The organism is Pantoea sp. RCC30.1 (genome assembly GCF_058148845.1).
Genome location: NZ_JBXUHX010000001.1, coordinates 134,437 through 146,992 on the forward strand (window position 1 = coordinate 134,437; position 12,556 = coordinate 146,992).

The 12,556-nt window shown below is 57.1% G+C and carries 8 protein-coding genes; 3 read left to right on the forward strand and 5 right to left on the reverse strand.

The features are described from left to right. Window positions 1–212: 212 nt before the first annotated feature. Complete coding sequence (locus tag AC2LB6_RS00660) at window positions 213–4,739, forward strand: ATP-dependent helicase (RefSeq protein WP_490092290.1); 4,527 nt, start codon at window positions 213–215, stop codon at window positions 4,737–4,739. Here the strand turns inward: AC2LB6_RS00660 and AC2LB6_RS00665 are convergent. Then, window positions 4,704–5,651 carry a LysR substrate-binding domain-containing protein gene (locus tag AC2LB6_RS00665; RefSeq protein ID WP_490091979.1) on the reverse strand — a complete coding sequence of 316 codons (948 nt, stop codon included), beginning with the start codon at window positions 5,649–5,651 and terminating at the stop codon, window positions 4,704–4,706. The two genes, AC2LB6_RS00660 and AC2LB6_RS00665, sit on opposite strands and share 36 nt — an antisense overlap. Before the next feature lie 95 nt (window positions 5,652–5,746). Here AC2LB6_RS00665 and AC2LB6_RS00670 point away from each other — a divergent pair, with 95 nt between their 5' ends. Next, window positions 5,747–6,601 carry an aldo/keto reductase family oxidoreductase gene (locus AC2LB6_RS00670; RefSeq protein WP_490091980.1) on the forward strand — a complete coding sequence of 285 codons (855 nt, stop codon included), beginning with the start codon at window positions 5,747–5,749 and terminating at the stop codon, window positions 6,599–6,601. A 39-nt stretch (window positions 6,602–6,640) separates the two neighbouring features. Here the strand turns inward: AC2LB6_RS00670 and AC2LB6_RS00675 are convergent, their stop codons facing one another. From AC2LB6_RS00675 to AC2LB6_RS00690, 4 genes are all read right to left on the reverse strand, one after another. Then, the gene (locus tag AC2LB6_RS00675; RefSeq protein ID WP_490091981.1) at window positions 6,641–8,140 is read right to left on the reverse strand and encodes an alpha/beta hydrolase; all 1,500 of its coding nucleotides are present in this window, start codon (window positions 8,138–8,140) and stop codon (window positions 6,641–6,643) included. Window positions 8,141–8,158: 18 nt separating this feature from the next. Continuing rightward, the gene (pagP, locus tag AC2LB6_RS00680; protein ID WP_490091982.1) at window positions 8,159–8,719 is read right to left on the reverse strand and encodes a lipid IV(A) palmitoyltransferase PagP; all 561 of its coding nucleotides are present in this window, start codon (window positions 8,717–8,719) and stop codon (window positions 8,159–8,161) included. Between the two features lie 311 nt (window positions 8,720–9,030). Then, the gene (locus AC2LB6_RS00685; protein WP_490091983.1) at window positions 9,031–10,482 is read right to left on the reverse strand and encodes a sugar porter family MFS transporter; all 1,452 of its coding nucleotides are present in this window, start codon (window positions 10,480–10,482) and stop codon (window positions 9,031–9,033) included. 205 nt (window positions 10,483–10,687) lie between these two features. Then, window positions 10,688–11,584, reverse strand: a complete 897-nt coding sequence (locus tag AC2LB6_RS00690) for a LysR substrate-binding domain-containing protein (protein ID WP_090964948.1) — start codon at window positions 11,582–11,584, stop codon at window positions 10,688–10,690. A 197-nt stretch (window positions 11,585–11,781) separates the two neighbouring features. Between AC2LB6_RS00690 and AC2LB6_RS00695 the strand changes: the two genes are divergently transcribed. Then, window positions 11,782–12,531: an SDR family NAD(P)-dependent oxidoreductase gene (locus tag AC2LB6_RS00695; protein WP_490091984.1), complete on the forward strand. Its 750-nt coding sequence runs from the start codon at window positions 11,782–11,784 to the stop codon at window positions 12,529–12,531. Window positions 12,532–12,556: the final 25 nt, after the last annotated feature.

The following is a 12,556-nucleotide window of genomic DNA, read 5'->3' on the forward strand; positions in this document are numbered from 1 at the left end:
GAACAAGCCCGGTACTGCCGACAGGCAGCACCGGGCTGAGCCAGATGCCTGACTGTTTTGCCGAATGAGGATGCTACCGAAGACCAGAGAGCGCGCATTAAATGAATTCGTTATCGCAGCCCGTGTATGTTACGCCATCCACAAACCGCAATTTTCACTTACACTCAACGGATTAATTTCAGGCGCAGTTGCTGCGTGATACCGTGAGTATGATGTCGAAATCCCAATCTGATGCGGTCTTAGCCCGGTTTTCATCCGCCACACGACGCTGGTTTTCTGCCACCTTTGCTGAACCCACGCCGGTACAGCAGGCGGCATGGCAGGCTATTGCCAGCGGAGAGCATGCGCTGGTGATTGCCCCTACCGGCTCAGGGAAGACGCTGGCGGCCTTTCTCACCGCCATCGACACGCTGTTTCAGTTACGAACCGCCCAGCCCTCACCCACACGTGAAACGACCACCCGCATTCTCTATATTTCACCGGTAAAAGCGCTGGCCGCGGACGTCCAGCGCAACCTGAATCTGCCGCTGGCGGGCGTTTATGCTGAGCGACAGGCGCTGAATGAGCCAGAGATCACTCTGAATATCGGAATGCGTTCCGGCGACACTCCCAGTGCAGAGCGCGCCAGGTTGTTGCGCCGCCCGCCCGATATCCTGATTACTACGCCCGAGTCGCTGTTTCTGATGCTGACCTCAAAAGCCCGCACGACGCTGCAGGGCGTGAGCACGATCATCGTCGATGAGGTGCATGCGGTGGCGGGATCAAAGCGTGGTTCCCAGCTGGCGCTGAGCCTGGAGCGGCTGGATGCACTGCTGCCACAGCCCGCCCAGCGTATCGGGCTTTCCGCCACGGTACGGCCGGTTGAGCGGGTGGCAGCCTTCCTTGGCGGCTGTCAGCCCGTTCAGGTGGTGAATCCGGCCGCCGACCGCACGCTGCATCTGACCATCGAGGTGCCGGTCGAAGATATGACCGATATAGCCAGCCCCGATGACCTGACCGGTGAAGCCACGTCTGCCAGCGGATCGATCTGGCCGCACATTGAAGCGCGCATTCTGCAGCAGGTCATGGCTCATTGCGCCACGCTGGTGTTTGTGAATTCGCGTGGCCTGGCGGAAAAACTGACTGCGCGGCTCAATGCGCGTTATCTGACACAGCAGACAGCCGCTGGCGATCAGGATGCAGAGCGCGCTGACAGCGATGATCTTATTGCCCGCTCCCATCACGGTTCCGTCTCGAAAGAGCAGCGCAGCGAGATTGAAGCCGCCCTGAAGCAGGGCAGACTGCGCTGTGTAGTGGCGACCTCCAGCCTGGAACTGGGTATTGATATGGGGCCGGTGGATCTGGTGATTCAGGTGGGTGCACCGCTGTCAGTCGCCAGCGCACTGCAGCGGGTGGGTCGCGCCGGGCATCAGGTCGGCGGCATCTCCACCGGCATCCTTTATCCACGTACCCGACGCGATTTACTGGATTCTGCCGTAATCTTACAGTCGATGCGGGCCGGTCAGCTCGATGCGCTGGCGCCGCCGCGTAACCCGCTCGATATTCTGGCGCAGCAGACGCTGGCCGCCGTGGCAATGGATCCCCTGCAGGCCGATGCGTGGTACGCGCAGGTCTGCCGATCCGATCCGTTCCGCACTCTGTCGCGTCGGCTGTTTGATGCCACGCTCGATATGCTGGCGGGTAAGTTTCCGTCAGACGCCTTTGCTCAGCTGCGACCGCAGCTGGTGTGGGATCGTCAGAGCGGACTGCTGACGGCACGACCTGGCGCGCAGCATCTGGCCGTGACCAGCGGCGGCACCATTCCCGATCGCGGGATGTTCAGCGTCATTCTGCCGGAAGGCGAAGAGCAGGCAGGCTCACGTCGGGTCGGTGAACTGGACGAAGAGATGGTCTATGAGTCGAGGGTCAACGACATCATTACGCTAGGCGCTACGTCATGGCGGATTCAGCAGATTACCCACGATCAGGTGCTGGTAGTGCCTGCGCCGGGTCGTCCGGCTCGTCTGCCGTTCTGGCGTGGGGAAGGCGTTGGCCGTTCGGCGGATTCGGGTGCCAGCCTCGGGCTGTTTTTGCGTCAGCTCAACGCGGCTTCACCGGACGATGCGCAGCAGCAGCTGCGCGCGCTGGGACTGGATAGCCATGCGGTCATTAATCTTCTGGCTTTGCTGGATGAACAACGCGCCGCGACCGGTGTACTGCCGGATGATCGCACGTTGCTGATTGAACGCTGCCGTGACGAAATCGGCGACTGGCGGGTAATCCTGCATTCGCCGTGGGGAAAGCGGGTCAATGCGCCCTGGGCGCTGGCGATTGCCGCTCGTATCCAGCAACGTATGGGTATTGATGCTTCTGTGGCGGCCAGCGATGACGGTATCGTGGCCCGCTTTCCTGCCAGCGAGGGGCTGTTACCCGGTGCTGAGCTGTTCATGTTCGACGCCGACCTGCTCACCCAGGAGGTCACTGAGAGTGTCGGCCAGTCGGCGCTGTTTGCCGCCCGCTTCCGGGAATGTGCCTCACGCGCGCTGCTACTGCCGAGGCGTAATCCGGGCAAACGTTCGCCGCTCTGGCAACAGCGGCTGCGCGCCGGTCAGTTGCTGGAAGTCGCCCGTCAGTTTGACGATTTCCCCATCCTGATCGAAACCGCACGCGAATGCCTGCAGGATGTCTACGATCTGCCAGCGCTGCACCAGCTAATGGAACAAGTGACACAGGGCAACGTAAAAATGGTTGAGGTGACGACCGAACAGCCCTCCCCTTTCGCCGCGCCGCTACTCTTTGGTTACGTCGCTGAGTTTATCTACGCCAGCGATGCACCTCAGGCAGAACGGCGCGCCTCATTGCTGGCGCTCGATACCAACCTGTTGGGTGAGTTGCTCGGCCAGACCCGCAAGCGTGATTTACTGGCACCTGAGGTTGTGGAACAGGTTGAGAAGGAACTGCAGCGCCTCGACGCCCGCTATCAGGCACAGCACACAGAAGGCATCATCGACGTGCTGCGCGACCTCGGCCCACTCTCCGTTGCCGGTATTGCGGCACGGTTCCGCGGTAACGACCCGCAGATTAAAGAAGCAGTCGCGCAGTTCTCTGCCGCCCGGCGAATCATTCCGGTTACTCTCGCGGGTGAAGATCGCTGGGCGGTCATTGAAGACGCGGCCCGCCTGCGTGATGCGCTGGCCATTGTGCTGCCAGACGATTTGCCCACGACATTTCTCGAGCCACAATCTGCTCCACTGCACGATCTGATTAACCGCTTCGCCCGTACCCATACGCTGTTCACCGCCCGACAACTGGCCATGCATTTTGGTCTGGGTGTCGCCGTGGTAAATGAGGTGATGCTTTCCCTGCATCAGCAGGGCAGTCTGCTGAATACAGGCACGGCAGCGGACGAATCGGAAACGACGTGGGTCTCCTCAGAAATCTTCAAGAGGCTGCGCTTACGTTCACTGCAATCAGCACGCGAGGCAACCCGCCCTGTTCCACCTGCCGCCTGGGTCAGCCTGCTGCTGGAGCGTCACGGTCTGCTTAGCCCGCAGCGCGAAGAACTATTGGGTACCAACGGGTTGTTACGAGTGATCGAGCAACTGGCGGGCGTGCCATTACCGGCCTCGCTGTGGGAGTCACAAATCCTGCGCGCCAGGATAGCCGACTATCAGCCTGCGATGCTCGACGAACTGTTAGCCAGTGGCGAGGTTAGCTGGTGCGGACACAAAGCACTGGGTCAGAATGATGGTCTGATCTCGCTGCACCTCGCGGAATATGCCGCTGAAACACTGCCGGTGATTGACATCACACAGCCTCTGACGCCGATTCAGCAGGCGACTCTCGACGCACTAAGCCGCGGAGGCTCCTGGTTTGTTCATGAGATCATGGCGCAGATGGAAGAAGCGACCCAGGCCACAGAGATCTATGACGCCCTGTGGCAGCTGGTGTGGCAGGGCTATGTCACTGCCGATAGCTGGATTGCGGTGCGTGGGCTGCTGACCACGCCAGGCGCAACCCGTTCACGTCCCGCGCGCACCCTGCGCACCCGCTTTGGTCAGCGCTTCACCCCAGGCGCTCTGCCGGCACGCCGTCCGGCGGTCAATACGCTGGCTGGCCGCTGGTCACGGCTTAACCGACAGGAGATTGCGCCTGCCCGGCTTGCCCTTTCACTGGTGGAAAACCTGCTCGATCGTTATGGGGTGATCACACGTGGCTGCGCGATATCGGAACAGATCCCCGGAGGATTTCCGGCGTTGCAGCCGGTATTACGCAGCATGGAAGATGCCGGTCGGCTGCTGCGTGGCCGGTTTGTCGCCGGTGCAGGCGGTGCGCAATTTGCCGACCATAACACCATTGAGCGACTGCGGGAGCTGGCAGACAACCCGGAAAGCACAACAGAGGCGGTGGCAATGGCCTCACTCGATCCAGCGAATCCGTTTGGGGCAATGCTGAGCTGGCCGGTCCATCCCAGCGGCATCCGTCCGACCCGCCGTCAGGGGGCACGCGTGGTGATTGCAGGCGGCGCGCTGATGCTTTATCTGACCCCGGCAGGCAAAGAGTTACTGACGTTCAGCGACGAATCCGCACAGCTTGAGGCGGCGGTGGTGGCGCTAAGCGTTGCGCTGAAACGGGAAAAGTCTGCGAGTTTTACACTTGAAACGGTGGATGGGGAACCCGTGGCGCAGTCACCACTGCTTAATGCGCTGCGACACGCCGGTTTTTCACGGGTTCCGCAGGGTTTCAGCTGGTATAGCTGAGTTTTTTTCGCGCTCGTTTGTTTCGCGGACATAGTCGATAAAGGCCTGAAGCGGCGCCGGGATCAGACGCCGATCGTTGTAGTAGAGCCACGGACCGGAGAAAGTCAGCCACCAGGATTGCAGTAGCGGTTCCAGCCTGCCGCTGTCCAGGGCTGGGCGGAGCCACTCATCAAACAGATAGATCACGCCGCTCCCGGCGATGGCCGCCTCCACCGCCAGATCCATTGCACCACCGACGGTGACCACCAGCGGCCCGCTGGTTTCAACACTGATCTCTTCACCCTCCCGACTAAAGGTCCAGTCTGCCATGATGCCACTGGCATAACGGCCACGCAGGCAGCGGTGATGGATCAAATCGCGTGGGTGTTCCGGTTGGCCATATTCAGCCAGGTAAGACGGGGAAGCCGCCAGCGCGAACCGCTGCTGACGCGGGCCAATCGGTATCGCCACCATATCCTGCTCAAGCCGCTCATCGTAGCGAATCCCGGCATCACAGCCGTCACGATAAACGTCCTGCACATTGCTTTCCGCAACGATTTCCAGCCGGATATCGGGATAACGCCGCAGGAACTCCGGTACCAGCGCAGGCAGCACCAGCCGCGTGGCGCTGACCGGCACATTCAGCCGCAGCGTGCCGCCAGGCGTGTTGCGATAGCGATTCAACGCATCCAGCGCGGCGTTAACTTCATTCATCGCGGGCAGAAGACGCTCAATCAGCGCCCTGCCCGCTTCGGTTAACACCACGGTACGGGTGGTGCGATTAAACAGTCGAATCCCAAGTTGCTGCTCCGCCCGTCGTACCGCATCGCTCAGCCGCGAAGCATTGCTGCCCGTGACGCGCGCCGCTTCCCGGAATCCTCCCGCTTTTGCCACCGCAACTACGGCATCCAGCAGCGCCATATCGATCGCCATTGTGCATCACCCCGTACAGTCTGTCCTGATTTCACCGGATAGTTGCACAGCTCAATCACCGTTACAATTAATCTACATTCACGCAGGAGGTTTTCATGTCAAATACCACCATGACTTTTAGGTTAGGCGATCGTGAAGTTAACCGTCTCGGCTACGGCGCGATGCAACTGGCCGGGCCTGGCGTGTTCGGCCCGGTCAAAGATGAAGCCCGGGCCATACAGGTTTTGCGCGACGCCATTGCGGCAGGCGTCAATCATATCGACACCAGCGACTTTTATGGGCCGCACGTAACCAACCAGTTAATTAAAAAGGCGCTCCATCCTTATCCACAGGATCTCTGCATTGTCACCAAAGTGGGTGCCCGCCGCGACGCCAAAGGCGGCTGGCTGGCGGCGATGGAGCCTGAGGCGCTGACGCAGGCAGTAGAAGATAACCTGCATAACCTGGGGCTGGACGTGATTGAGTTGGTGAATCTCCGCAGTATGTTGCATCCGGCTAAACCTAAAGAGGGCTCTCTGGCACCACAGCTGGAGGCTCTACTGAAACTCCAGGCGCGCGGGCTGATTCGTCACATTGGCCTCAGCAACGTCACTGCCACGCAAATCGCAGAAGCGCAGGCGATGACGCCGATTGTCTGCGTACAGAATATGTATAACCTCGCGCATCGACAGGATGATGGGCTGGTGGATCAGCTAGCGCAACAGGGCATCGCTTACGTGCCGTTTTTCCCGCTGGGCGGTTTTTCTCCGTTGCAGTCTGATCGGCTTAATGAAGTGGCTGCGGCTCTGGATGCCACGCCGATGCAGGTCGCACTTGCATGGCTGCTGCGGCGCTCACCTAACATTCTGTTAATTCCTGGCACCTCTTCGCCTGAACATCTCCAGGAGAACCTCGCCAGCGGCAACCTGCAACTGTCAGATGAGGTGATGGAAAAGCTGAATACTCTGTAACACCAGGCCCGCACGATGCGGGCCTGATGCTTTTGCGGTTCAGTCGCTGTTCAGGCAGGCCGCCAGTTGCGGCTTGTCACTGCAACCAATGTGGTGATCGATTCGGTTAATCATATAAGGGTAAAACGGGTTGGAGGTGGCGCGCATAATCGAGTCCAGCCCGACAATCAGCACCGCACTCTCGCCACGCAGTGACAGCGTCCCAAAACTGATACCAAACTCATTCTTCCTCTCGGGCGCACTGCCATATAACCCATCTTCAACCGGGAACGGAATGGCAACGTGTGACAGCGAGTAGAGACCCGCCGGATAGTCGATTGCCAGCGGCTGAATCCGCTCCTGAATCTCACCGGCAGGCACACTTTTCGTGACCATTTCCAGCGAGGTCGCGGTGGCATTGGTGATTACCGTCGAGGCATAATTGCGACGCGCAGCGGGCAACAGTTGAGTAACTGCCATATAAGAGGAGTGACGGAATAGCGGACTGACGCTGACCGCCTGATTAATATCGAACAGCACCAGCTCACTGCCATTCTCTGGCAGGAAGTTATACAACGAGCGGATTACCGAGGGTGTGCTGACGGTGGAATCCATCACCGACTGGAAAGTCAGTACCGGCGGGAAGCCGGACAGCTGCTGATTACGCGCGTAGTGCTGGATCTCTTTCTGCAGCGCCTGCGTCAGCAAATAGGTCTGGCGGGCAGCGTGAACGGGAAAAGAGTTATATTTAAACGGATTAAACTCCGGCACGATATTCAGCCACGCGGTTTTTGAGAAGGCCGGAAAAACAGAGGGCAGCCCGGCGATACCGGCGAAGCGGGCAAAACTCGTCACACCGATCATCGGCGATAACAGTATCAGCTGCTGCGGACGACGCAGGGAATGATCGCCCAGGCTGTCGAGCGCATATTTTACCGCCAGCGCCCCACCGTTCGAGAACCCTACCAGATGGAGCGGCGTCTGCGTGCCTGCCAGACGGGTCGCTTCCCGCACCGCCAGACGTGTGGCGGCCATCCAGTCCTGCCAGTCAACATCGGTCAGCCCCGCAGGCACCGTGCCGTGACCCGGTAACCTGATCGCCACCGCCACATAGCCCTGCTGTCGATACGCCTCTGCCACATGACGCAGACTGTAAGGACTGTCAGTCAGACCATGCAACAACACAACTGCACCGCGCGGAGTCCCCGTCGGGCGCAGAATATAAGAACGGTTCCAGTCCTGTGCAAAATGACCAGGATAGATCATGCTACCGGGATAATATCGGTTGAGTGGCGTTTTATCTTCAGCTTCAAGTTTGTCGCTGACCTGATGCTTCATCTCGTCAAACATTTGATTTTCAGCAATGAGGTAATCGGCGTAAGTTCCGTTATTAAGTTGTTCTACTGTCAGTTCATGGGGGATCCAGGTGTGCCAGCGATGTAACTCCGGTCCGCGCTCGGCTTCATAGATTCGGATAATCAGTAGCAGCAGTAACAGCACCCCGACCACTATCACCAGCCGCCAGAGTCTGCGTTTAACTGTTTTCCACTTCCGGCTCATACATCCTTTCCTGAAAAATTAAAATGCATAGCGAAACCACGCGAACAGAACATTGCCATTATTGTACGTGCCCGGAATATAGGTGAACTGCACATTCAGCGCTTTATAACCGGCAGAGAACAGCGGCAGAACAATGGGGAGCGGAATGTAGTTGCCAAAATCTTCGCGTGCTGTAATACCCGCCGTTAATCCCGCCCCCAGACGAAAGTCATGATTCGAACCTGGATACCAGCCCTTCTCCCAGCCATAACCAACAATTGGCTGCCACTCGTTGTGCGAATCTTTAAAAGCCATCGCATAGAGCGCGCTCCAGTCTCCGCTGTCGTTGGAGCGGGAAACACCCAGACCGCCGCCCCAGGGATTCTCGTTATAGTGATCGGTTTTTTCTTTGTCGTACATGAAGCGGGCGTGCCAGCTGATAAACGGCAGATAGAGATCGGTGTATTGAGGATTGTTCCATGTCTGCGCCACATCGTCAGTGAATCCATTCCACCAGGAAGAGATGGGCGTGGTTTCAGCATGAAATGGCGCAGCGGTCAGAAGTAAAGCAACAACTGCCGTTAGGGTTGATATTTTCATTGTGCATCCCGATCAGCGTGCAGAGCAGATGGAAATTGAGTATAGCGCAGAGGCAGAAGCAATCTTTGTCAGTGGTCATGCTTCGCTTAACCGGTGGTTACAGAAGACTTTGCAGGATGATTTGGAAGCGGGGCTCTGGCGATTTCAGGCTGAAATCGCCAGAGCTGTACAGAAATTAAGCATGAGACATTACTGATTACAGTGAATGGTTTTCTGACTGAGAAATGAATGGGACCGGGAAGACGTGGACAGCGGGCAGGTAACAACGACGTAAAACCGGATTCAGCCTTTGAGCCGAATCCGGTGGGGACTTATAAGGCTTCAGCCTCTTTCGGCTTTTCGCCAAACTTCTCTTTCATGTGTGACTCAATCTCCTCCAGGCTCTTGCCCCGTGTTTCTGGCACCATCGCCATCACGAAGATTAGCGAGCCGACGTTAATCGCGGCAAAGATGAAGAAGGTCGTGCTGCCGGCATATTCCATGATCGGCGGGAAGCCGAACGCCACCACAGCGTTAAATATCCACTGTAGTGAGACAGCGCCACCGGTTAATACGCCACGAAGCTGCATCGGGAATAGCTCCGACATCATCAGCCAGTAGACCGGCGAGATGCACATCTGCATACAGAACAGGAACAGCAGAATACAGCCCAGTGCGAGGTAGCTCTGCATCAGGCTGGGAGCGATAAAGGTCATCACGCTGCCCAGCATAATCTGCGAAGCGACCACCAGACACAGGCCGGTAATCAGCATCGTGCGGCGCGGGAAGCGACTGACTGCCCAGATACCTATAATCGCAGCCACTACTGAGACCACGCCGTTACCGATGGTCGCGGCAATCGAGGCGCTGGTGCCAAGTCCGGTCTGTTTAAGGATGATTGGGGTGTAATACATAAAACCATTAACCCCGGTGAACTGGGCAACAAAGCCCAGCCCGACGCCGATAACCATCAGACGAATAACCCACTTCTCACGAATCAGGGTTTTCGCATCCGGCCCGCGCTCTGCGGCCCTCGCCTGCTTCTTCATCTGCGCCATTTCATGGCGCACTTCACGCGGCGTTTCGCGAAGATATTTCAGGATCTTTTTCGCCTCTTTCAGACGCCCTTCCGCGACCAGCCAGTGTGGTGAGGCGGGAACAAAGAACGTGCCGATGAACAGCAGGAATCCCGGCACCATGGCAATCGCCAGCATGTAGCGCCACAGGTGCTCATCATGCAGCAGATAGCTCAGCAGCGTACTGGCGACATAGGCGATAAGCTGTCCGGTAACGATCATCAGCTCATTGCGGCTGACCAGCGGCGCACGCAGTCGCGGTCCGGCAATCTCGGCGATAAACACCGGTACAGTGGAAGAGCCACCGCCGACAGCAATCCCCAGCAGGAAGCGCATGGCGACCATGACGTTGACAGAGGGTGCCAGTGCCGTTCCCAGAGAACCCAGCACAAAAATGACCGCCAGGCTGCGTAGCGTAATACGGCGGCCAAAACGGTCAGAGAAGAAACCACTCAGGAAGGAACCAATAGCGGCCCCGAACACCAGCGAAGAGGCGACCAGCCCTTCAGTGAAGGAGTTCAGTCCAAGACCACCCTGATCGGGTGGTGAGGTCATATAAGGTAACGCACCCGAAATAATCCCGGTGTCATAACCAAAAGCCAACGCGCCCATGGTGGCGACGAGCACCACTAAAAAGATGCGCTGGCGTACCGTATCTGCAGGCGCGTGATCGCCCGCTTCACCTGAGTCTGGTGTATTTGTACTCATATTATTCCTGCCATTAATAAGTTAAACATCCGTTTGCTTAAAATTCATACGGAATAGAAATGGAACATATTTACCGATTGGGAAAAGAAGTGTAGACGGTATTTTAAAGTTAGCTTTAGCAATGCGATTTTTAGGGCGGAGATAATTAATCGAAGAAATAAACCCGCGTAATAGTGACCCGGGTAAATTTATTTGAACATCAGAATCACGCGTTGAGTTCCTGCTGGATCCAGCTCAGAAAATGTGCGACGCGGGGAAACTGGGCGAACCCGCGAGGGAAGACCAGATGATGCGCGCTGACAGGCAGACTCTCCTGCTCTGACAGGACTCTGACCAGTTTTCCGCTGCGCAGGTAGTCCTGAGCCAGCAACTCACTCTCAAATATCAGACCGTGACCTAACATGGCCGCTTCAAGACTCATGTATGAGCGATCAAAACGAAATAACCACTCTTTATCCGGCTGAGGTAATTGCTGAGACGCAAACCACTGCGGCCATTGAATAAGCGGTGACTCGGATAATATCAGCGCATGATGAATTAAATCAGCAGGCTGATTAACAGGATGTTGTTTCAGATAGGCGGGAGAGGCCAGCACCGACATTCTTTCATGGCGGATGGTTTTAATTTCAAAGGCATTCCATTCCGGGAATCCATGACGTACTGCAATATCAATATTGTCGCGACTAAAGGACAGGTTTTCGTACGAGCAGGAGAGCGTGAGCTGGAACTCAGGATAGCTGTCACGAAATTTATGAATGCGAGGCAACAGCCACAACAGACCGAAACTGGGTGCGCAATGGATCCTGAGGTTGCTACGCGCTTTCTCATTACTGATGCGCGCCGTCGCCTGCGCCAGTCCCATCAGTATGGGACCAATCTCCCTGAGATAATGCTCTCCTGACAGCGTCAGGACAACGCCTTTTGCCGAGCGATTAAACAGAATACAGCCCAGCTCCCGCTCCAGTTTTGCCAGCTGATGACTGGCCGCCGAGGGCGTAATACTTAATTCTTCGGCCGCCCGCGCGACATTACCAAAATGGGCCACCTGCTCAAAAACCCGCAGTGATTTAATCGAAGGTAAGTGATCAGACTGCTTATCCATCTGCGCCTCCACTCAGGATTTTCGTGATGTATGCCCATCTTTAAATCACAGAATTGTTAACTCCATCAAACCAACAAATTCATTCAGCATCAAATGAATTTTTTTGCATTGCCAATATTAACCGCATTATCAATTCTGATCGTGACCCTGCCGGTAGTGATACCGAACCACTAATAATTATTCTTCTGGAGTGGACCATGTTACTCGAAAACAAAGTTACGATTATTACAGGTGCCGCCTCTCTGCGCGGCATTGGCCGGGCCACAGCCGCCTGCTTTGCTCAGCATGGCGCGCGCGTGGTGGTGCTTGATTTAGATCTGCAGGCCGCCCAGGCCAGCGCGCTGTCGTGTGGTGACGGGCATCTCGGCCTGGCTACCGATGTTACCGATCCCCTCTCCGTTCGTCGCGCCATCGACCAGGTCCTTGAGCACTTCGGTCGTATTGATGTGCTGGTCAATAATGCGGGGATTACTCAGCCGGTTAAGACACTGGAAATAGGCATCGAAGATTACAACCGCATTCTTGATGTCAATCTGCGCGGCACGCTACTGATGTCTCAGGCGGTGATCCCTTCCATGCAGCAGCAGAAAGGCGGCAGCATCATCTGCCTTTCCTCGGTATCGGCACAGCGCGGCGGCGGTATTTTTGGCGGTCCGCACTACAGTGCAGCCAAAGCGGGCGTTCTGGGCCTGACTAAAGCGATGGCTCGCGAGTTTGGCCCCGACCAGATACGCATTAATGCCCTCACGCCCGGTCTTATTCAGACGGATATTACCGGTGGTCTGTTACAGGATGATCGCCGCCACGCCATTCTCGACGGTATTCCGCTCGGACGCCTCGGTACCGCCAGCGATGTCGCTAACGCGGCGCTCTTCCTCGCCAGCGATCTCTCCGGTTATCTCACCGGCATCACGCTGGATGTGAACGGCGGCATGCTGATCCATTAATCAGCGCCCTGCCCTGCCCGCACTC